We start from the raw sequence: 21183 nt of genomic DNA, 5'->3' as shown, positions 1-21183 counted from the left end.
GCGTGTGGAAGCGCCGTCGCTCAACGGATAAAAGGTACCCCGGGGATAACAGGCTCATCTTCCCCAAGAGTCCATATCGACGGGAAGGTTTGGCACCTCGATGTCGGCTCATCGCATCCTGGGGCGGTAGCACGTCCCAAGGGTTGGGCTGTTCGCCCATTAAAGCGGTACGCGAGCTGGGTTTAGAACGTCGTGAGACAGTTCGGTCCCTATCCGTCGCAGCCGTAGGAGATCTGAGGAAGGCTGTCCCTAGTACGAGAGGACCGGGACGGACGTAGCTCTCGTGTGCCAGTTGTCCTGCCAAGGGCACTGCTGGTTAGCGACCTACGGAAGGGATAAGCGCTGAAGGCATCTAAGTGCGAAGCTCGTTCCAAGATGAGATCTCCCACAGGGTTAACCTGGTAAGGCCCGTGGCTAGACGACCACGTTGATAGGCCGGAGGTGTACGCACGGCAACGTGTTCAGCCGACCGGTACTAATCGGCCGAGGGCTTGGAGAACAGCCCGATGTTCGTGCTCGCTATGGAAGGCTCACAGGGGTGGCTGGGCGTGTTTGCGCCCGGCAGCATCACGAAAAGAGCCAGGTTTCCGGTGGCCATAGCGGTGGGGTCACACCCGTTCCCATTCCGAACACGGAAGTTAAGCCCGCCAGCGCCGATGGTACTTGGGGGGCGACCCCCTGGGAGAGTAGGTCGCCGCCGGAGCTCTCAGACAGAGGCCCCCGCCATCACGGCGGGGGCCTCGTCGCGTCCGGACCGCGATGGCCGGGTAGCTAGCTCATGAAGTACGACAAAATGGACGAGCGCTAACGCGGCGGCCCTCGTCGGACCACCTCTTCGACCACCGCAGCTGGAGGCTCGCCCGGCGCGAAGCCCTCGAGCATCCACGTGGCGCCCGCTTCCTCCAGGTCGGCCGTGCGCCGTCGGAGGGCAGAGGGCTCTTCGAGGGAGAGCGCGCCGCGGACGACGAGGTCGATGTCCGGCGCCGCACCGAGACGGTCGAGCTCGCCGCGAACCTCGGCGACCTCGGTCGGAGTGGGCGGAGGTGGGGGCATGGGAGCGGGGAAGATCGGGAAGCAGCCCTGCAGTCGAGCCGCCCGAGCGAGAGGGCGGCGGTTCGGCCACTGGCACGCTGCCCAGATCGGTACTGGGTCCTGTAGCGGTCGAGGGATGAACGGCTCGGTGTCGACGGTCAGGTGCTCGCCGTGGTGGCGTACAGGCTCGCCGCTGAGCAACCGGCGCAGCACGTCGACCGACTCGTCGAGGAGCCGAGCGCGGGCCGCGGTGTCGACCACCTCGCCGAAGGCGCTGAACTCGTGCCACCCGTCGTGGCCGAGACCGATCCCCACGACCACTCTCCCGCCCGACAGATGATCGAGCGTGCTCACCTGCCGAGCCATCACCCACGGTCGACGACGGCTGACCGGCGTGACGAGCGTGCCGATCCGGACCCGCTCGGTCGCCGTCGCCACCGCCGCCAGCGTGACCCAGGGATCGGCCACTCCCATCCCGTCACGGCCCAGGACGTGGTCCCACAGGTAGAAGCCCTCCCAACCCGACTCCTCGGCGGTACGTGCAAGTGCCGCGACACGACGGGGATCAGCGAGCTCGGCGAAGGCGGGCACGAACAGTCCGTAGCGCATGACGAGGATTGTGGGCGCCTCGATACCCGGCCGACAAGACTCGGCGACCGACCCCTCGGGGTGGTGCGCCTGCTCTCGACGGCCGCCCGCACACCGACCAGACTGAGTCTCGCTCTGATCGCGTCGAGGAGGACAGATGGACGACCAGCGGGCACGGAAGCTGCTCGAAGCCGAGCGGGCCCGGGTGCAGGACCTCCTGGACGAGACGGCCTCCGCCGGGCAGGAGGACCGGGCGACGGCCAACGAGTCGGTGTCGATGGACGAGCCTGCCGAGCGCCTGACAGCCGAGGAGACCGACGACGCTGTCGCCGGCGGTCTGCGCGATCGCTTGGCGGCCCTGGACCGGGCCGAGCGCAGGCTGGCGGAGGGTACCTACGGTCGCTCCGTCCGCAGTGGCGAGCCGATTCCCGACGACCGCTTGGAGGCCGACCCCGCCGCGGAGCTCACCGCCGCAGAGGCCGAGCAGGCCTGACGCGGCGGCTTGGGCTGGGCTGGCGCGCCGGTAAACTGGGGCACCCACCAGCCCATTCACACCAGAAGGTCGTCGCTTTGAACTGCCGGTATTGCGGAGACACCATCCCCGAGGAGCGGGTCCACGAGGGATACGAGTACTGCGTGAAGGACGCGTGCAGCGCGCAGGGGCTGCACGCGCTGAACGTGGTCGCCATCCACGTCAACAAGTCGAACGACCAGTACGCGCTCCGTGAGCAGCTCGACATCCCCGAGATCGCCGGCGGGACCCGGATCGAGGGAGGGCACTATGGGATCCGCTACCGCCCGAAGGAGCGGGAGCCTGAGGTGCTCACTGACGGTCAGCGGATCGAGCGCATGCGGCGCCGCCTCGAGGACCGCCTGGGCCACTGCGCTGACAAGGCCGAGCGGACGAGGCTGATCGATGCCTACAACAGCCAGGTTCGGCGGATGAACATCCGCTACCGACGGACGGCGCTTTACCGGGACGACTCTCGAGACGCCGTCAACTCCTGACGGTCGGCTCCGAAGCGCAGCAGCTGGAGCTAGGCCTCGGCCAGTGCGGCAACCATCGCCCGGCTGATCCGCACGGCGTCGGCATCGGGCATGAAACCGCCAAGCCAGGAGATCGCATCGTCTTCGGTCATCGCCGGCGGGACCGCCCACTCGGCCAGCTCGATTCCCGCCGGCTCCGAGGTGGTGCACTCGTAGAGCGCGGCCACCCGCGCGGCGTCGTCTCTCGCATCGAGTTTGATGGCCCAGGCGATGCCCTCGGGGTTGAACGGCGCGGGCGGGACGAGCCAGGGGCGTGCCATGGCGGACAGTATGCCCGCAGGGATATCGGCGATCTCGGCGGGAGGCGCCGAAGAGCGACGACGGCCCTGCCGGTACGATCGGATCATGGCCAAGCCTCCGCGCCCAGGACGACCGCGCCCCGCCGCCAGTAGCGGAGGTCGTGGGCCGCGCCCTCAGCGAGGCACTTCTCGCTCGTCCGACGGCTCCGGTCGCCGCCGCTCGGGAGACGCTCCTCGGGCAGCGACGACGGGTCGCCCTCGCCAGGGGCAGCGCGGATCGGGCGGGCCCCCGCGCTCGGGCCGCCCCCGCACCGGCGAGCGGCGAACCGGCGACAGGCAGGGCGACGACGGCCGCCCCCGCAGCGGTGGTCGTCCGACCAAGCGGCGCAGCGAACCCGGCCGTCCCGGCGCGAGCGACCGACGAGCCGGCGAGCGGCGAACCGGCGACAAGCAGGGTGACGACAGCCGGCCCCGCACCGGTGGTCGTCCGACCAAGCGGCGCAGCGACGCCACGGGCCCAGCGCGGGCGGACGCCGGCGGTCGACAAGGCCGGGCCCGCCGCTCGACCGGGGGACCGCCGCCATCGTCGGGAGGACGGCCGGAGCGACCCCGCAGGGCAGCCGACCGGGGCCGGCGGGACGAGCCGAAGGCGCCGCAGCGGGCCCGTCCCACTCCTCGAGGCTGGGGCAGTGTGGCTCGACGGGGCGCTGGGGTGGTGGACGAGACCGCACGGCCATCCCGTCCTGGTGGGCGGGACGAACGCGGGGGCACCAGCGGCGCTGGAAAGTGGAAGGAACCGGGTCCACCCCCACCGTGGGAGCCGGAGACCTGGGTGCGCGAACCTGATGTCGCTGAGGTCACACAGCGACCCTCCGCCCGACGATCTCGGCCGCCGCGCTCGGGCCGGCTGCCCGCCCCGGTCCTCGAGGAGCTCTCGGGGTCGGGGCGGACCGAGACCAGACGATTGCAGCAGCGTCTCTCGGAAGCCGCGGCTGCCTACGAACGTGACCGGTACGTGGATGCGGCCCGCATCCTGCGCAGCCTGGTCAGCACGGCTCCCCAGTCGCCCTCGGTTCGCGAGCTCTACGGCCTGACCCTCTACCGCCAAGGGCGTTGGAGCGCCGCCATCCGACAGCTCGACGCCTACCACCGGCTCACCGGCTCCTACGACCAGTATCCGGTGCTGGCGGACTGCCACCGGGCGCTGGGCCACGTCCGGGCGGTGGACGAGGTCTGGGACGAGCTCCGCCAGGCCTCCCCCAGTGCCGACGTGGTGGCCGAGGGTCGCCTGGTCGTGGCCGGCGCGCGCGCCGACCGAGGCGACATCCGAGGGGCGCTCGCCCTGCTGGGGCGCGCGGGCCAGGACGTCCGGCGCCCGCGGCCCCATCACGTCCGACAGTGGTACGCCCTGGCCGACCTGTACGAGCGATCCGGCGACCTCCCCCGGGCAAGAGAGCTGTTCCGCCGGGTGCTGCGGCACGACGCCCAGCTGTCGGACGCCGCCGAACGGCTCGCCGCGCTGGGCTGAGTGTCACACCCGGCACATAGCGTGCGCCACAGCTTCACCACGCACTTCCCCCTGCGTCGAGACGATGGACAAACGGGAGTGGGACATGTGTGCGTGGAACGTGGTGGTCGTCGCCGGCCGGCTCAGCCGGCCCGCCGAGCAGCGGGTGCTTCCCTCCGGTGAACGGCTGGTCGCTGTTCAGGTGACGGTGGACAGGACCGGAGATCGGGCCGAGACCGTCCCTGTCGTGTGGTTCGATGCCCCGGCATCGGCGGCCACGCTCGACATCGAGGAGGCGGTGGTCGTGGTGGGTCGGGTCCGCCGTCGCTTCTTTCGGGCTGGGGGATCGACCCAGAGCCGGACCGAGGTGGTTGCGGACACGGTCGTGCCTACCCGCCGGGTCAAGTCGGCCCAGACGGCGCTGGCGGCGGCGAGGAGACGCCTCGAGACGGCCGCCGGCGAGCTCGACCAGCCCACGCGGGGCCGGTCGAACGCACGACGCGGACCGCGCCGATCCGAGCCCGCCGGCTCGGCGACTGTGGGGCGTCCCCGATAGGCTGGGTTGGTTGACCCGAGCAGCCGTACACGGCTCGGGCGGTCAGTGCCGGGAAGGGCGACGCCAAGGCAAGGAGCGCACCGTGGATCTCCAACAGCTGCTCGGTGACGAGGCCGATTCGCTGCTCAACCACCAGGCCAAGGCGATTCCCAAGGACGAGCTCGTCCTTCCCGGCCCCGATTACATCGACCGGGTCATGCTGGATTCGGATCGGCCCATCGCCGTCATCCGCAATCTGGCGTCGGTCTACAACCACGGCCGGCTGGGTGGCACCGGCTACCTGTCGATCCTGCCCGTCGACCAGGGGATCGAGCACTCCGCGGCGGCGAGCTTCTCCAAGCACCCGCCCTACTTCGACCCCCGAAACCTGTGCGAGCTCGCAATCGCGGGCGGATGCAGCGCCATCGCCACCACCCTCGGGGGGCTCGGGATCGTCGCCCGCCGCTACGCGCATCGGATCCCGTTTCTGGTCAAGCTCAACCACAATGAGCTGCTGACCTATCCGAACAAGTACGACCAGGTGATGTTCGGCTCGGTCCGTCAGGCAGCCGATCTGGGGGCGGTGGCCGTCGGGGCCACCATCTACTTCGGCTCCGAGGAGAGCACGCGACAGATCCAGGAGGTGAGCGCCGCCTTCGCCGAGGCCCACCGGCTCGGGATGTTCACCGTGCTCTGGTGCTACCTGCGCAACTCCGCATTCAAGGTCGATGGCGTCGACTACAGCTTGTCGGCCGACCTCACGGGACAGGCCAACCACATGGGGGTGACGATCGAGGCCGACATCATCAAGCAGAAGCAGCCGGAGAATAACGGGGGCTACAACGTTCTCAAGTTCGGCATGACCGATCCCCTGGTCTATGACGAGTTGACCACCGACAACCCGATCGATCTCACCCGTTGGCAGGTCGTCAACTGCTACATGGGTCGGGTCGGGCTGATCAACTCCGGTGGTGGGTCCAAGGGAGCCGGCGACCTGGCGCAGGCCGTGCGCACGGCCGTCATCAACAAGCGGGCCGGCGGTACCGGCCTCATCGTCGGGCGGAAGTCGTTCTCGCGGCCCATGGCCGAGGGCGTCGACCTGCTCCACGGCGTCCAGGACGTCTTCCTGGACCGCTCGGTCACGATCGCCTGACGGCCGCCCGCTCTCCGCACCTCACCGGCTGCCTGGTATTTCTGACGCTGCGTCATATCGCGAGACCGCGCGGTATGCTGTTGCGGGGAAATTAACGTGGTATTGCCGCGTGAGTGATGTGAGCGAACGGAGACCTGTTGGCCGACACGGCGGAGACTGACCGCACCCACGAGCTGGACCGAGTCGTCATCCGCTTCGCCGGGGACTCCGGCGACGGGATGCAGCTGACCGGGGACCGCTTCACCGCCGTCAGCGCCCTCCTGGGCAACGATCTGTCCACCCTCCCCGACTTCCCGGCCGAGATCCGTGCCCCGGCCGGGACGCTGGCGGGCGTGTCGGCCTTCCAGGTCCACATCTCCGACCACGACATCCTCACGCCGGGGGACGCGCCGAACGTGCTCGTGGCCATGAACCCGGCGGCCCTGCGGGCGAATCTCAGTGACGTCCCCAGCGGCGCGACGCTGATCGTCAACGCCGACTCCTTCGACGACCGATCGCTGGCCAAGGCGGGGTACAAGGACAATCCCCTGGCCGACGGGACGCTCAACGGGTTCACGGTGTTCGAGGTACCGATGACCTCTCTCACCCTCGAGTCCTGCAAGGAGACCGGAGCCAAGCCCCGGGAGGCCGAGCGCAGCAAGAACTTCTTCGCCCTCGGCCTCATCTCGTGGATGTACACCCGCCCGACCGAAGGCGTCCTGGCCTGGATCGAGGCCCGCTTCGGCAAGAGGGCGCCGATCGTCGCCCAGGCCAACACCCTGGCCTTCAAGGCCGGGTACAACTTCGGCGAGACCGCCGAGCTTTTTCAGTCCAACTACCAGATCAAGCCGGCGTCCCTGGCTCCCGGTACGTACACCAACGTCACCGGGAACACCGCCCTGGCCTGGGGGCTCATCGCCGCCGGCCAGCTGGCCCGGCTTCCGATCCTCCTCGGGTCCTACCCGATCACTCCCGCGTCGGACATCCTCCACGAGCTGTCGAAGCACAAGAACTTCGGGATCCGGACCCTCCAGGCCGAGGACGAGATCGCCGGCATCGGCGCCGCTCTCGGAGCGGCGTTCGGTGGGGGCCTGGGCGTGACCACCACGAGCGGTCCGGGGATCGATCTCAAGTCCGAGACGATCGGGCTGGCCGTCAGCCTCGAGCTCCCCCTGCTGATCATCGACATCCAGCGGGGCGGCCCGTCGACCGGGCTGCCGACCAAGACCGAGCAGGCCGACCTGCTGCACGCCATGTACGGACGCCACGGCGAGGCTCCGGTGCCCGTGGTGGCGGCCAAGACGCCGTCGCACTGCTTCGAGGCTGTCATCGAGGCTGTCCGCATAGCCGTGAAGTACCGGACGCCGGTCTTCCTGCTGTCGGACGGCTACGTGGCCAACGGGTCCGAGCCGTGGATGCTGCCGGACGTCGACGACCTCCCTGACATCTCCGTTCCCTACGCCACCGAGCCGAACCACACCGACGGCGAGGGCAACCATGCGTTCTGGCCCTACCAGCGAGACGAGGAGACGCTGGCCCGACCGTGGGCCATCCCGGGAACACCCGGTCTCGAGCACCGCGTCGGTGGCCTGGAGAAGGAGGACGGCAGCGGGGACGTCTCCTACGATCCCGCCAATCACGAGCGCATGGTCCGTTTGCGAGCGGCCAAGGTGGCCGGTATCGCCGACGACATCCCCGCAGTCGAGGTGGACGATCCGGACGGCGCCCACGTGCTTGTGCTGGGCTGGGGCTCCACCTACGGCGCCATCGCCGCCGCCGTGCGACGCGTGCGGGCGCGGGGATTGGGCGTGGCCCACGCGCATCTCGTCCACCTCAATCCGTTCCCGGCCGATCTCGGCAAGGTGTTGGCCAGCTACCCCAAGGTGCTGGTACCCGAGGGGAACCTCGGTCAGCTGAGCAGGCTCGTGCGGGCGGAGTTCCTGGTCGATGCCCGGTCGGTGACCAAGGTCCAGGGCGTCCCGTTCCGGGCCGGCGAGCTGGAGGCGGCGATCGCGGCGCTCATCGAGGAGCCCACCAGCGGCAACGGAGGTGTCCCCACCCCATGACCGACGTGTCCGTTCCGACCACGACAAAGAAGGATTGGTCCTCGGACCAGGAGGTCCGGTGGTGTCCCGGTTGCGGCGACTACTCGATCCTCACCGCCATGCAGATGCTCATGCCGGACCTGGGCGTGCGCCGAGAGTCGACGGTCTTCGTGTCGGGCATCGGCTGCGCCGCCCGCTTTCCCTACTACATGAACACCTACGGCGTGCACAGCATCCACGGTCGGGCTCCGGCGCTGGCCACCGGCCTCGCCATCTCCCGGCCGGACCTGGACGTCTGGGTGATCACGGGCGACGGTGACTCGCTGTCGATCGGCGGCAACCATCTGATCCACGCCCTCCGCCGCAACGTGAACATCACCATCCTGATGTTCAACAACCAGATCTACGGCCTGACCAAGGGTCAGTACTCGCCGACCTCCGAGGTGGGCAAGGTCACCAAGTCGACGCCGTTCGGCTCCCTGGACACGCCGTTCAACCCCATCAGCCTCGCCCTGGGGGCCGAGGCCAGCTTCGTGGCCCGCACCCACGACATGGACCGCAAGCACATGATGGAGACGTTCCGCAGGGCCCACGACCACCAGGGCTCGGCCTTCGTCGAGATCTACCAGAACTGCAACGTCTTCAACGACGGCGCCTTCGACCAGGTCCTGGCGAAGGATGCCAGGCCGACCAACCTGATCCCGCTCGTTCACGGCCAGCCGGTGCGCTTTGGCCGCGAGGGAGAGCGTGGGGTCGCTCTCGACGATCAGGGCCGCGCCCGCCTCGTCGACGTGGCCGAAGTGGGCGAGCAGGCCCTCGTCGTCCACGACGAGGCCAGGGAGGATCCGAGCCTCGCCTTCACGCTCTCCCGCCTCGCCGGGGGACCGTACGAGCCGACGCCGATCGGCGTGTTCCGGGCCGTCGCCCGACCCGAGTTCGGAACGGAGATCGGTCGCCAGTTGGTCGACGCCCAGGAGCGTCAGGGTCCTGGCGACCTGGCTGCCCTGCTTCGTTCCGGGTCCACCTGGACCGTCGAGTAGGCCGGCCCGGGAGGTCGGGCCGGGACTCAGTCCCGCACAGGCCGGAAGACCATCCCCGTGCGGGGCTTGGGGTGGAAGAACGTCGTCTTCGGGGGCATCCGCCGGCCCTCGTGCGCGGCCTCGGCGATGGTGGCCACATCTGCCGGGCGCAGGAGCACGGCGGCCTGGGCCGCACCACGCTCGACGGCGTCGACGGCCCGATCCCAGCTGGGCTCGTAGGTCACGTCGTGGGTCGGAAGCTCCGCCAGGGCGACGTCGAGAAGGCCGGAGTCGACGTCGATCCCGGCGGCGGCGACGGTCTCCGGTCGAGGCCGGAGCAGCCACGTACCGGCCTTCGTGACCAGGCCCATGGCGGCCTCGGCGGCGATCTCCGAGGCCAGCCGTCGGGGGGCGGGGTGGTCGAGGTGCGAGACGTAGAAGCGGGAGCCGAACGCCTCCGGCAGGTCGAAGCCATCCGGTAGCCCCGTGAGGAGGCGATGGATGGGGCGCACGACGAGCTGGTCCTCGGCCAGCTCGACCACGAGCGCCATGACCATGTCGTAGTCGCCGGGCTGTCCCCCCGTGGCCGCCCGGCGCTCCTCTCGGTAGGCCAGCGCCGTCTCGAACCGGTGGTGGCCGTCGGCAATGACCACGGGCGCTGACGTCACCGAGGCTTTTACTGCCTCGATCCCGCCTCGCTCGGTGATCCGCCACAGCCGGTGCTCGACGCCGTCGCCGTCGGTCGCGCTGGCAACCGGTGGTTCCGGGCTGTTCGCGGCCTGGCTCAGGCCTCGGGCCAGGGCCAGACCCCACACTGGCGACAGATTGGCCCTGCACTCGCGGAGCAGCTGGAGACGGTCACCCTTGGGCTTGGGCATGGTCCGCTCGTGGGGCAGGACGTCTGCCTCGCCGGAGCTGGGGAGGCCCAGCGCGCCGATGACGCCCGATGTCCGGCGGGATGCGCCGTGCTCGTCCCGATAGCTCATCTGGTAGCGGTAGAACGACGGCTCGTCGTCCTCGGCGATGACCTCCTCGGACCGCCAGGCGTCGAGGAGGTGACGCGCCGCCTGGTACCGATCGAGGTGGCGGTCGGGGTCGTCGGCGGGAAGCTCGACGTGAACTGCGTTGTAGGGGCTGCGCCCGGCGAGGGCCTCGCGCTCGGCGGCGTCGATCACGTCGTACGGGGGGGCGATGACGTCGTCGAGCGACACGCCGCGCCGGTGGAGAGCGTCCAGTCGGTAGCGCAGCCCGGGGAATGGCTCGAAGCGGGGCACCGGACCTGCGTAGCACACCGAAGCGGCACCGGCCGCGCGAGGATGTCGCCATGGTGTGGCTTCTGGACCTCGATGGTGTCGTCTGGCTGGGCGACACCGCGATACCTGGCGCCGCGGGCGCCGTCTCCCGGCTGCGGGCCGACGGGAACCGTGTCGTGTTCCTGACCAACAACTCGGCCCACAGCGTGACCGACTACGTGGCCAGGCTGACCAAGATGGGCATCCCTGTGAATCGATCCGACGTCCTCACCTCGGCCGAGGCGGCGACCTCGCTCCTCGAGCCCGGATCAACGGCCCTGGTGTTCGCCGGCGCCGGTGTCGAGGAGTCGCTGGCCCGTCGGGGCGTGCGGGCCGTGCGCTCGGGACGGTGCGACGCCGTGGTCGTGGGCTTCCACCGGGAGTTCGACTTCACCGGTCTCTCGGCGGCCGTATCGGCCGTCCTGGGCGGGGCGCGGCTCATCGCCACCAACGACGACGCCACGTATCCGACGCCGCACGGACCGCTGCCGGGTGCTGGAGCGCTACTCGCGGCCGTCGCCTATGCATCGGGCGCCACCCCGACGGTGGCCGGCAAGCCGAACGATCCGATCGTGTCCCTGCTGCGGGAACGGTTCGGCGCCGTCGATGTCGTGGTCGGCGACCGCCCTTCCACCGACGGCAAGCTGGCCCGGCGACTGGGAGCGCGCTTCGCACTTGTGCTGAGCGGGGTCACTGACCCGAACCACGGCCGCCTCGATCCGGCTCCCGACACCGAGGCAGCGGATCTGGCTTCGCTCGTGACCGACGAGCTCTCGGGCGGGGTCACCAACGCCGAGCCGGGATCGGTGGCGGCGCGGGGGCGCACCGGACAGCAGTTTCCCTCCATGGGCGGAGACTGAGCGGTCGCTCCATCGCCTGCTGCCGATTTGGCTATATGCAGCGGGCGTCGGCGCATATAGCGTGTGCTCCATGGAGCAAAACGAAGTGTTTCGTCGCTATCTCGACCTGGGCGCGTCATTCACGCACGTCACGAGGGAGCGAGCCGAGGAGCTGATGCGGGAGCTCGTCCGCCTGGGTGATCTGCAGCGGGAGCAGGCCCAGGGTTGGGTCGACGACGTGCTCGACCGCAGCCGGAAGAACACCGAGGCGCTCCTCGATCTCATTCGGGACGAGGTCTCTCGCCAGCTGTCGTCCATGAGCCTGGTCACGAGGGACGACGTCTCGCGTCTTGTCACCCGATTGACGCCGCGGACGCCGGCGGCGGCTCGGAAGGGTCCGGCGAAGAAGACGACTAAGAAGGCGACCAAGAAGACGACGAAGAAGTCGACGGCCACGAAGGCTCCCGCCGCCAGAGCCAAGAAGGCGCCGGCCACGAAGGCCGCGACCAAGAAGTCGCCCGCCAAGCGAGCCTCCACGGCCAAGAAGACGACCAAGAAGGCAGGTTCCTGAGCCAGCCGATCCGCCGCCGGCTCGACGCAGAGCTTGTCCGTCGGGGTCTGTCGCCCACCAGGGACCGGGCCCGAGCCGCCATCGCCGGTCGTCAGGTGATCGTGGGCGGTGCCTTGGCCGTCAAGCCGGCGCGGTTGGTCTAGGCCGGTGAGCCGATCGAGCTCCTCGGGCCCCCGCCGCCGTTCGTGAGTCGCGGGGGCGAGAAGCTCGACGCCGCCCTGCAGTCCTTCGGGATCGACGTGCGCGGCCGCAGGGCCCTCGACGCCGGGTCGTCGACCGGGGGGTTCGTCGACTGCCTGCTGAGTCGGGGCGCCGCCGAGGTCGTGGCGGTGGACGTGGGCCGGGGCCAGCTCGACGAGCGGCTGCGGCGCGATCCGCGGGTGATGGTCCTGGAGCGCACCAACGTGCGCAGTCTCGGGCTGGACCAGGTGGGCGGGGTCCCCTTTCCTGTGGTCGTCGCCGACCTGTCGTTCATCTCGCTGCGAACGGTGGCCCCGGTGCTGCTCGGAGCGCTGGCCGCGGCGGACGCCGACGTGGTGGCGCTGGTCAAGCCCCAGTTCGAGGCCGGCCGCGCCGAAGCCAGCCGGGGGAAGGGCGTGGTGAGAGACCCGCGGGTGTGGGCGAGGGTCCTGGATGAGGTCTGCTCCTCCTTTCGTCGCGCCCGAGCCGCGATGATGGGGGCCATGGTGTCCCCGCTCACCGGCGCCCGTGGCAACGTCGAGTTCCTCGTGCACGCCCGCGCCCACGCCCGTCCCGATGGGTCGTCCGGACCCCCGGACCCGGGCGAGCCCCGGCTCGACCTCGCAGCAGTCGTCGCCCAGGCCGCCAGCCGCACCGGAGAAGGGTGATGGCCAACGTCGCCTTCGTGATCCATCCCGAGCGGCCCGAAGCGGTGGCGCTCGCCGGTCGCGTGGGCACCTGGCTGCGGGAGAGGGGCCATCAGGTGCGGGTTGCCGAAGGCCACGCCGAGCCGTTCGTGGCCGACACCGCGACCGACGACGACATCGAGCTGGCGGTCAGCTTCGGCGGCGACGGCACCATGCTGCGCGCGGTCGAGCTGGCATCTCCAGCGGGGGTGCCCGTCCTCGGAGTGAACCTGGGCCATCTGGGCTACCTCACCGAGGTCGAGCCGGCGGGCCTGCAAGCAGCCCTCGAGCGCTTTCTGGCCGGCGACTACGGCGTCGAGGAGCGAATGACGCTCCAGGTGGTCGTGCACCGGGCGGCGTCGGCCGCCGACGACGAGGACCGACGCGTCCCACCCACGCGGTCACTGGTGGCCCTCAACGAGATGGTCGTGGAGAAGCCCGTGCCGCCCGGGTACGCGGTCCGGCTGGCGGCCAGCATCGCCGATCGACCCTTCCTCACCTACGCTGCCGACGGCATTCTGGTGGCCACGCCGACCGGGTCCACCGCCTACAACCTCTCGGCGCGCGGCCCGATCGTGTCGCCACACCTGCGTGCCATCATCGTGACGCCGGTCTCGCCGCACATGCTGTTCGACCGGCCCCTGGTGCTGGGGCCGAGCGAGACGTTCCGCCTCGAGCTGCTCTCCGGAAGCTCGGCCGTGCTCGTGGTCGACGGCTCGTGCGTCGAGCACCTCGAGCCCGGTGACGCCGTCGTGTGCCGGGCCGGCCCTCACCCGGCGCGGCTGGTCACCTTCGGCAGGCGCGACTTCCACTCGATCCTCAAGGCCAAGTTCAACCTCACGGACCGCTGATGCTCATCGAGCTCGGCGTGCGCGACCTGGGAGTCATCGAGCGGCTCAACGTCGTCCTCGGCCCGGGAATGACCGCCCTCACGGGCGAGACGGGGGCCGGCAAGACGCTGCTCGTCGAGGCGCTGGAGCTGCTCGTAGGCGGGCGGGCCGACCCGCTCCTCGTGCGACCCGGTGCCGACGAGGCGGTGGTCGAGGGTCGCTTCGAGAGCAGCGGCGAAGAGCTGGTGTTGGCCCGATCGGTCCCGGTGAGCGGTCGGTCGCGGGGGTGGCTCGACACCCGAATGGTCCCCGCCTCGGTCCTGGCCGAGACTGGGGCCGCGCTCGTCGATCTGCACGGCCAGCACGCCCACCAGTCGCTGCTGGCCCAGGCCGCGCAGCGCGGCGCGCTGGACGCCTTCGGTGGTGTGGACCACGCGCCGGTGGACGAGGCGCGGGCTCGCCTGGTGTCGATCGACGAGAGCCTGGGCGGGCTGGGTGGTGATGCCCGGTCACGGGCACACGAGCTCGACCTGCTGGGGTTCCAGCTGGAGGAGCTGGACGGTGCCGCGCTCGGCGATCCCGACGAGGACGTGATCCTGGCACGCGAGGAGGAGGCCCTGGCTGGTGCCACGGCTCACCGCGAAGCCGCGGCGACGGCGCTGGCTGCCCTCCGGGGCGACGGCACCGGGGCGCCGCCGCGCGGTGGCACCGCGGGTGCCGTCGAGGCGCTCGGCGTGGCCGTCGGCTCCGTCGCCGGACGGGCGCCCCTGGCCGACGTGGAGGCCCGCCTGCGGTCGCTCGAGGCCGAGCTCGCCGACGCCGCCACCGAGCTCCGCCAGGCTCACGAGCATCTGGAGGACGACCCGGCGCGACTGGCTGCCGTGCGCGACCGGCGTCAGCTGCTCGCCGGGCTGCGACGAAAATACGGTGACACCCTCGCCGACGTCATCGCCTTCGCCGAGGCGGCACGGTCCCGGCGCGCCGAGCTCGAGTCGCACGTGGAGCGGGTGGCCGCCCTGGAAGCGGAGCGAGAGGGAGCTCGGGCGGCGCTCGCCGCGGCCGAAGGGGTCGTCGGCGCCGGCCGCCGGGCCGCCGCACCCCGTTTCGCCCGTGCCGTGCAGACCAACCTGCGCGACCTCGCCCTGCCCCGCGCCCGGCTGGAGGTGATGGTCGGCAGCGCCGATCCGGGCGACGAGGTCACCTTCCTGCTGGGCGCCAACCCCGGGGAGCCGGCGCTGCCGCTGGCCAAGGTGGCCTCGGGGGGCGAGCTCTCCCGGGCCATGCTGGCAACGCGCCTGGTCCTGTCGGAGGCGCCCCCGACGCTGGTCTTCGACGAGGTCGACGCCGGCGTCGGCGGCGAGGCGGCGCTCGCCGTCGGGCGGGCGCTGGCTTCCCTCGGCGGCCATCACCAGGTGCTCGTCGTCACCCACCTCCCCCAGGTGGCGGCCTTCGCCGACCACCAGGTCGCCGTGCGCAAGCGGGAGCGGGGCGGCCGGACGGTGGCGGAGGTCGCGCCGCTGGACGACGCCGGCCGGGTCGTCGAGCTGTCCCGCATGCTCTCTGGGCTGCCCGAGAGCGCCACCGGGAGGCATCACGCCGAGGAGCTGCTGACGGCCGCGGCCCGCGAGCGGGGCCGCTAGACATCCCACGGCTTCGACGAAATGTGGAACAGCGTGACCATCCGCCGCCCTGGATCAGGCTGCTGTCCAGCCCAGCGGCATCGCCTTCTAGGCCGTCGAGGTGGGGTACCGTGGCTCGGGTAGACCCGAGGAGAAAGCGCTACGAGGGACGCTGTGGCGAAGCACATATTCGTGACCGGCGGTGTTGCCAGCTCGCTCGGCAAGGGTCTGACCGCCTCCTCGCTCGGCCGGCTCCTGAAGGCCCGGGGTCTGCGGGTCACCATGCAGAAGCTCGACCCCTACATCAACGTCGATCCCGGCACCATGAACCCCTTCGAGCACGGCGAGGTGTTCGTCACCGACGACGGCGGCGAGACCGACCTCGACCTCGGCCATTACGAGCGGTTCGTCGACGAGAACCTCCGCCGCAACTCGAACTCCACCACCGGCTCCATCTACTCCTCGGTGATCGCCAAGGAGCGCCGGGGCGACTTCCTCGGCAAGACCGTGCAGGTGATCCCCCACGTCACCGACGAGATCAAGGACCGCATCACCAACCTGGCCGCCGACGACGTCGACGTGGTCATCACCGAGGTCGGCGGCACGGTCGGCGACATCGAGATCCTTCCGTTCCTCGAGGCCGTCCGGCAGTTCCGCAAGGACGTGGGGCGGGACAACGTGTGCTACGTCCATCTCACGCTGGTCCCCTACATCGGCCCGTCGGGGGAGCAGAAGACCAAGCCCACCCAGCACTCGGTCACCGAGCTCCGCAGCCGGGGCATCCAGCCCGACGTCATCGTGTGCCGCAGCGATCAGCCCATCTCCGAGGGCCTCAAGCGCAAGATCTCCATGCTCTGTGACGTCCCCATGGAGGGCGTCGCCTCGGCGGTGGACGCCGAGAACATCTACGAGATCCCGCTCGTGCTCCATGCGGAGGGCTTGGACGACTACGTGTGCCGGCTCCTCCACTTCGACGGGCCCGAGCACGCCGTCGACCTCTCGCCGTGGGAAGCCATGGTGGACCGCATCGAGGCCGCCACGACGTCGGTGCGCATCGGCCTGATCGGCAAGTACGTCAACCTTCCCGACGCCTACCTGTCGGTGGTCGAGGCCCTGCGCCATGCCGGCTTCCACCACCGGGCCAAGGTCGAGATCGAGTGGGTCCAGGCCGAGGAGGTCACCGGCATGCTGGCCGACGGCCGGCTGCGGGACCTCGACGGCATCGTGATCCCCGGCGGCTTCGGCGAGCGGGGCGTCGAGGGCAAGGTGGCGGCCGCGGGGTACGCACGGGAGCACCGCATCCCCTGCCTCGGGCTGTGCCTCGGTCTCCAGGCCATGGTCATCGAGCTGTCCCGCAACGTGGCCCTCCTGGCCGGGGCCAACTCCCGGGAGATCGACAGCTGCACGCCGCACCCCGTCATCGACCTGATGGACGAGCAGGCCGAGGTGACCGACCTCGGCGGGACGATGCGGCTGGGCTCCTACGTCGCCCGCCTCCTGCCCGGTTCCCAGGTGGCGGCGGCCTACGGTGAGCCCGTGGTGTCCGAGCGCCACCGCCACCGCTACGAGGTAAATCCCCGCTATCGGATGCGGCTCGAGGAGGCCGGCCTGCTCTGCTCGGGCACGTCGCCGGATGACCGGCTGGTCGAGTTCGTCGAGCTCCCCGGCCATCCGTTCTGGGTGGGGACCCAGGCCCACCCGGAGTTCAAGAGCAGGCCGGACCGGCCCCATCCTCTCTTTCGCGAGCTGGTGGGGGCGGCGCTGTCCCGGGCCCGAGGACGGGCACCCCGCCTGCTCGACCTCGATGTCGTCAACTGAGCCGTCGGGGCCGCCGTTCCGCCGGCTCGACGAGCAGCTGCGCTATCAGGGCGAGCTCATCTCGGTGGCGACGGCCAGCTTCTCGGGTCCCGATGGCGACACCTTCGAGCGGGAGATCGTCCACCACCCGGGCGCGGTGTCGATGGTGCCCATCGTCGAGGAGGGCACGACGGTCCTCCTCGTTCGCCAGTTCCGGGCCGCGGTCGGGACCGAGCTGCTCGAGCTCCCCGCCGGCAAGCGGGACGTGTCGGGCGAGTCGCCGGAAGCCACGGCCCGGCGCGAGCTGGAGGAGGAGATCGGACTGCGCCCCGGTCGGCTGGAACGCCTGGCGCACTTCTACAACTCGCCCGGTTTCAGCGACGAGCACTCGATCGTGTACCTGGCGTCCGAGCTGACGCCCGGTCGGCTCGATCGCCAGGGGGTCGAGGAGCGCCAGATGACGGTGGTCAGCGTGGGGCTCGCCGAGATACCGGAGCTGATCACGTCAGGCGCCATCTGCGACGCCAAGACGATCATCGGCCTGTGCCTCGCCCGCCAGACCCTGGTCCAGTGATCGTCACCGTGACCGCCGACTCCCTGCCGATCGAGGAGACCGAGCTCAGCCGGAGCGCCGAGGAGTTCCTCTCCTGGCTCGCCGTGGAGCGGGGCCGGGCAGCCAACACCCTGTCCGCCTACCGGCGGGACCTCCTCGCCTACGAGGCCTTCCTGCGGGCCCGGCAGGCGCCGCTCGGCGAGGTGGGCGAGAAGGTGGTGCAGGACTATCTGGTCTTTCTGCGAGCCAGCGGCCGCAAGCCGGCCTCGGTGGCCAGGGCCCTCGCCGCCGTGCGCGGGTTCCACCGCTTCTGCCTCGACGAGGGCCACACCGGGGCCGACCCGACCGGCGACGTCGAGCGGGCGCCGGTGCCCCTCGGTCTGCCCAAGGCCCTGACCGAGGACGAGATCGGCGCCCTCCTCGGGGCGGTGGTCGGCAACGACCCGCCGGCCCGCCGGGACCGGGCCATCCTCGAGGTCCTCTACGGCACGGGGCTGCGGATCTCCGAGCTGGTCGGCCTGTCGCTGTCGGACCTGGCGCTCCAGGACGGCACGCTGCGCGCCTTCGGAAAGGGGTCGAAAGAACGGCTGGTCCCGGTGGGCCGCTGTTCCCGGCGGGCACTGGCCGAGTGGCTCGAACCATCGGGCCGCGGCGCCCTCGTCCCGCGTCGGTGGGCCCGTCGCCACGACGCCGAGGCGGTGTTCCTCAACCTGCGGGGCGGCCGCCTGACGAGACAGGGGGCGTGGGCGATCGTCCGTCTCCACGGCGAGCGGGTGGGCCTCGGGGCCCGCCTGAGCCCCCACGTCCTGCGCCACTCCTGCGCCACCCACATGCTGGACCACGGCGCCGACATCCGGGTCGTCCAGGAGATGCTGGGCCACGCCTCCATCTCGACGACCCAGGTCTACACCAGGGTCTCTGCCGACCGACTCCGACAGGCCTACGACCGTGCTCATCCGCGCGCTGGTCCGACCCAGGGGCGGTAACCTTGACCTCCTGTGTCGAACGATGCCCCCACCGTCGATTACCGTGCCCTCTTGGAGGAGGAGCGCGCCCAGCTGCGCGACAAGCTCGCTGAGCTGGGCTTCGGTGACGGCGGCGGCCTCTCCTACGATGCCAATTTCGCCGATTCGAGCCAGGTCACGGCCGAGCGGGGCGAGGCCGAGACCCTCGCCCTCCAGCTGAGGGAGGCGCTGGCCGAGGTGGAGCACGCCCTGGACAAGCTGAGCCAGGACACCTACGGGCGGTGCGAGTCGTGTGGCAAGCCCATCGCCGCGGCGCGCCTCGAGGCCATGCCTGCCGCTCGACTGTGCATCGACTGCGCATCCAACCGCTGAGGACCGGATCCCGTTGGCGTCGGTGAACCGAGGGGCCCGGCAGTACCAGGGCATCGCCGTCCTCCTCCTCATCGTCCTCGTCTACGTGGTGCTGAGCCGCCACGTGCTCTCGGTGGACACCCTGGTCTTCTTGGCCGTGCTGATCCCGTCGATCATCCTCCATGAGGTGTCCCACGGGGCCCTGGCGTTGGCCTTCGGGGACGACACCGCCAAACGGGCGGGGCGACTGACGCTCAACCCGCTGTCCCACGTCGACCCCTTCGGGACCGTCATCCTGCCCGCCCTGATGCTGCTCGTCGGGTTCGGCGCCATCGGCTACGCCAAGCCGGTGCCGGTCAACCCGGGTCGGCTCCGCCACCCGCGCAACGAGAGCCTGCTGGTGAGCCTGGTGGGGCCGGCGGTCAACATCGTGCTGGCCGTGGCGGCGGCCCTTGCCTACCGGGTGGTCGTGGGGTCGACGCCGATCCTCCTCGACTCCCACGGGTTCCCCCAGCAGACCCTCCCCAAGGTGCTGCTCATCCTCGGGTTCGCCAACGTGATCCTGGCCGTGTTCAACCTCATCCCCATCCCCCCGTTGGACGGCTCCGCCGTGGTCGAGCGGATCCTCCCGAGGAGCTGGTGGCCGGGATATCTGCGCATTCGGCAGTTCTCGCTGCCGCTGGTGCTGATCCTCGTCCTGCTCGCCCCGCAGGTGCTCAGCCGGATCTTCGACCCGGCCCTCAACCTGTGGTCCCACCTCCTGGGTTGACCCTGGCCTCGTCCCGCCGGAGCGCGCCCGTGGGCCACCTCGCCCGACGGTTCGCGGGGGCCCTCTCGCCTGCCGGCCCCGACCCGGAGGCCGAGAAGTGGGTCAGAGAGATCCTGAGCGACCCGGAGCTCGCCCTGTGGAGGCGGATGAGCGGACCCGACCGTCGCCACGCCGTGGGGGTGGCACACCGGGTCGTCGCCGCCCTGGGACCCGGCGCAGCCACCCCCGGGGTGCGGGCCGCGGCGCTGCTGCACGACGTGGGCAAGGTCGAGGCGGGCCTGGGAACGCTCGGCCGGGTGCCGGCCACGGCGCTCGGGATGGTCTCGGGGCATCGGCGGGCCGAGCACTGGGCCCGCGGGCGAGGCCCGCTCCGCCGTGTCGGCCGGTACCTGGACCACTCACGGATCGGAGCCGAGCTGCTCGAGCGGGCGGGGAGCGACCCGCTGACCGTCCGCTGGGCGGCTGAGCATCATCTACCGACCGATCGCTGGCACCTGCCGGACCCCCTCGCCAAGGCCCTGAAGGCGGCCGACGACGACTGACCCGGCGGCTCGGCTGACTACTTGTCAGCGCCCCGGCGCGGCAGCAGGCCGATGGCGTCCGAGGCACGGGCGTAGGTCGCCGACGCCACCAGCTCGGCCTTGGCCGACCCGTTGTCCAGGATGGCCTCGACGGCACCGGGGTCAGCCGCCAGCTTGGCGTGGCGCTCTCGGACGGGGCGCAACAGCTCGATGAGAGCGGCAGCGACGTCGGCCTTCAGGGGGCCGTAGGTGGAGTAGCCCTGGGCGGCCTCCTGGGGGCTGCGACCAGTGGCCGCGCCCAGCAGCTCGAGCAGGTTGGAGACTCCGGGCTTGGCCGCCGGGTCGTAGACGACGTCGGCGCCGCTGTCGGTCACGGCCCGCTTCACCTTGCGCTCGATGTCGGCGGGGTCGTCGACGATATAGATCGTCCCCTGGGGTGATTCCACCGACTTGGACATCTTGCGGGTCGGCTCCTGGAGGTCCATCACCCGGGCGGCCACTCGGGGGATGGCCGCCTCGGGCACCGTGAAGGTGGGTCCGTAGCGGTGGTTGAACCGGTTGGCCAGGTCGCGGGTCAGCTCGACGTGCTGGCGCTGGTCGTCGCCCACCGGGACCCGGTTGGCGTCGTAGAGGAGGATGTCGGCCGCCTGGAGCACGGGGTAGGTCAGCAGGCTGGCCCGGACCGACTCCTGGGCGCCACCCTTGTCCTTGAACTGGGTCATACGCCGCAATTCACCTACCGTGGCCGTGCACTCGAGCAGCCAGGTCAGCTGGGTGTGCTGGGGCACGTGGCTCTGCACGAAGAGGGTGCAGACGTCGGGGTCCAGACCGGACGCCAGGAGCATGGCAGCCACGTCGAGGGTCCGCCGGCGGAGCTCCGCGGGGTCGTGGTCCACCGTGAGGGCGTGGAGGTCCACGATGAGGTAGAAGGCGTCGTGGTCGTGCTGGTCGGTGACCCACTGCCGAACCGCTCCCAGGTAGCCACCGAGGTGCATGTCACCGGTGGGCTGTACGCCCGAGAGGACCCGTGTCATGAGGGGCGATGCTACCGGCACCATGCGCGGTC

Annotated in this window: 22 protein-coding genes and 2 rRNA genes; 20 read left to right on the top strand and 4 right to left on the bottom strand. The window is 70.7% G+C overall.

What is annotated here, in order from left to right; genetic code table 11:
• Window positions 1-499, top strand: a 23S ribosomal RNA gene (locus VH112_09290); the annotation flags it as partial.
• A gap of 87 nt (window positions 500-586) precedes the next feature.
• Window positions 587-703 (top strand): 5S ribosomal RNA (rrf, locus tag VH112_09285).
• Window positions 704-804: 101 nt separating this feature from the next.
• On the opposite strand, the gene VH112_09280 is transcribed toward rrf, so the two are convergent.
• Window positions 805-1641: an LLM class flavin-dependent oxidoreductase gene (locus VH112_09280; GenBank protein ID HEX4540426.1), complete on the bottom strand. Its 837-nt coding sequence runs from the start codon at window positions 1639-1641 to the stop codon at window positions 805-807.
• Window positions 1642-1777: 136 nt separating this feature from the next.
• Between VH112_09280 and VH112_09275 the strand changes: the two genes are divergently transcribed.
• Both VH112_09275 and VH112_09270 read left to right on the top strand, forming a co-directional pair.
• On the top strand, window positions 1778-2113 hold the full coding sequence (locus tag VH112_09275; protein HEX4540425.1) for a hypothetical protein: 336 nt from the start codon (window positions 1778-1780) through the stop codon (window positions 2111-2113).
• A 77-nt stretch (window positions 2114-2190) separates the two neighbouring features.
• Entirely contained in the window at window positions 2191-2628 is a 438-nt protein-coding gene (locus VH112_09270; GenBank protein ID HEX4540424.1) for a hypothetical protein, read from the top strand.
• A gap of 29 nt (window positions 2629-2657) precedes the next feature.
• Here VH112_09270 and VH112_09265 read toward each other — a convergent pair whose 3' ends face one another.
• On the bottom strand, window positions 2658-3014 hold the full coding sequence (locus VH112_09265; GenBank protein ID HEX4540423.1) for a hypothetical protein: 357 nt from the start codon (window positions 3012-3014) through the stop codon (window positions 2658-2660).
• Between VH112_09265 and VH112_09260 the strand changes: the two genes are divergently transcribed.
• From VH112_09260 to VH112_09240, 5 genes are all read left to right on the top strand, one after another.
• Entirely contained in the window at window positions 2926-4434 is a 1509-nt protein-coding gene (locus VH112_09260; protein ID HEX4540422.1) for a tetratricopeptide repeat protein, read from the top strand. The two genes, VH112_09265 and VH112_09260, sit on opposite strands and share 89 nt — an antisense overlap.
• 64 nt (window positions 4435-4498) lie before the next feature.
• Window positions 4499-4969, top strand: coding sequence for a single-stranded DNA-binding protein (locus tag VH112_09255; GenBank protein ID HEX4540421.1), 471 nt, complete (start codon window positions 4499-4501; stop codon window positions 4967-4969).
• Between the two features lie 82 nt (window positions 4970-5051).
• A complete protein-coding gene (locus VH112_09250; GenBank protein ID HEX4540420.1) occupies window positions 5052-6101 on the top strand; it encodes a class I fructose-bisphosphate aldolase in 1050 nt (349 codons plus the stop codon).
• 137 nt (window positions 6102-6238) lie between these two features.
• A complete protein-coding gene (locus VH112_09245; GenBank protein ID HEX4540419.1) occupies window positions 6239-8146 on the top strand; it encodes a 2-oxoacid:acceptor oxidoreductase subunit alpha in 1908 nt (635 codons plus the stop codon).
• The gene (locus VH112_09240) at window positions 8143-9165 is read left to right on the top strand and encodes a 2-oxoacid:ferredoxin oxidoreductase subunit beta (protein HEX4540418.1); all 1023 of its coding nucleotides are present in this window, start codon (window positions 8143-8145) and stop codon (window positions 9163-9165) included. The genes VH112_09245 and VH112_09240 overlap by 4 nt, the downstream gene beginning before the upstream one ends.
• Window positions 9166-9191: 26 nt before the next feature.
• Here VH112_09240 and VH112_09235 read toward each other — a convergent pair whose 3' ends face one another.
• Window positions 9192-10418, bottom strand: a complete 1227-nt coding sequence (locus VH112_09235; protein HEX4540417.1) for a DUF1015 domain-containing protein — start codon at window positions 10416-10418, stop codon at window positions 9192-9194.
• A 50-nt stretch (window positions 10419-10468) separates the two neighbouring features.
• Here VH112_09235 and VH112_09230 point away from each other — a divergent pair, with 50 nt between their 5' ends.
• The 11 genes from VH112_09230 (at window position 10469) to VH112_09180 (ending at window position 20138) form a co-directional block, all read left to right on the top strand.
• Entirely contained in the window at window positions 10469-11296 is an 828-nt protein-coding gene (locus tag VH112_09230; protein HEX4540416.1) for an HAD-IIA family hydrolase, read from the top strand.
• 16 nt (window positions 11297-11312) lie between these two features.
• Entirely contained in the window at window positions 11313-11846 is a 534-nt protein-coding gene (locus tag VH112_09225) for a phasin family protein (GenBank protein ID HEX4540415.1), read from the top strand.
• A 185-nt stretch (window positions 11847-12031) separates the two neighbouring features.
• Window positions 12032-12694 carry an SAM-dependent methyltransferase gene (locus VH112_09220; protein HEX4540414.1) on the top strand — a complete coding sequence of 221 codons (663 nt, stop codon included), beginning with the start codon at window positions 12032-12034 and terminating at the stop codon, window positions 12692-12694.
• Window positions 12694-13563: an NAD(+)/NADH kinase gene (locus VH112_09215; GenBank protein ID HEX4540413.1), complete on the top strand. Its 870-nt coding sequence runs from the start codon at window positions 12694-12696 to the stop codon at window positions 13561-13563. The genes VH112_09220 and VH112_09215 overlap by 1 nt, the downstream gene beginning before the upstream one ends.
• Window positions 13563-15182 (top strand): DNA repair protein RecN, encoded by a 1620-nt coding sequence (gene recN / locus VH112_09210; GenBank protein HEX4540412.1) that lies wholly within the window; start codon window positions 13563-13565, stop codon window positions 15180-15182. Before VH112_09215 ends, recN begins: the two co-directional genes overlap by 1 nt.
• 153 nt (window positions 15183-15335) lie before the next feature.
• Window positions 15336-16979 (top strand): CTP synthase, encoded by a 1644-nt coding sequence (locus tag VH112_09205; GenBank protein HEX4540411.1) that lies wholly within the window; start codon window positions 15336-15338, stop codon window positions 16977-16979.
• Window positions 16966-17532, top strand: coding sequence for an NUDIX hydrolase (locus VH112_09200; GenBank protein HEX4540410.1), 567 nt, complete (start codon window positions 16966-16968; stop codon window positions 17530-17532). Before VH112_09205 ends, VH112_09200 begins: the two co-directional genes overlap by 14 nt.
• The gene (locus VH112_09195) at window positions 17529-18497 is read left to right on the top strand and encodes a site-specific tyrosine recombinase XerD (GenBank protein HEX4540409.1); all 969 of its coding nucleotides are present in this window, start codon (window positions 17529-17531) and stop codon (window positions 18495-18497) included. The genes VH112_09200 and VH112_09195 overlap by 4 nt, the downstream gene beginning before the upstream one ends.
• 12 nt (window positions 18498-18509) lie before the next feature.
• Window positions 18510-18848 (top strand): TraR/DksA C4-type zinc finger protein, encoded by a 339-nt coding sequence (locus tag VH112_09190; protein ID HEX4540408.1) that lies wholly within the window; start codon window positions 18510-18512, stop codon window positions 18846-18848.
• Between the two features lie 22 nt (window positions 18849-18870).
• Entirely contained in the window at window positions 18871-19596 is a 726-nt protein-coding gene (locus VH112_09185; protein HEX4540407.1) for a site-2 protease family protein, read from the top strand.
• A gap of 29 nt (window positions 19597-19625) precedes the next feature.
• Window positions 19626-20138 carry an HD domain-containing protein gene (locus VH112_09180; GenBank protein ID HEX4540406.1) on the top strand — a complete coding sequence of 171 codons (513 nt, stop codon included), beginning with the start codon at window positions 19626-19628 and terminating at the stop codon, window positions 20136-20138.
• A gap of 17 nt (window positions 20139-20155) precedes the next feature.
• On the opposite strand, the gene trpS is transcribed toward VH112_09180, so the two are convergent.
• Window positions 20156-21151 (bottom strand): tryptophan--tRNA ligase, encoded by a 996-nt coding sequence (trpS, locus tag VH112_09175; protein ID HEX4540405.1) that lies wholly within the window; start codon window positions 21149-21151, stop codon window positions 20156-20158.
• Window positions 21152-21183: the final 32 nt, after the last annotated feature.

The sequence above is a fragment of the Acidimicrobiales bacterium genome (assembly GCA_036270875.1).
In the GTDB taxonomy this organism is placed as follows: Bacteria; Actinomycetota; Acidimicrobiia; order Acidimicrobiales; family AC-9; genus AC-9.
Note: the sequence above shows the minus strand (reverse complement) of the source record. Positions and strands in the feature narration are given on the sequence as shown.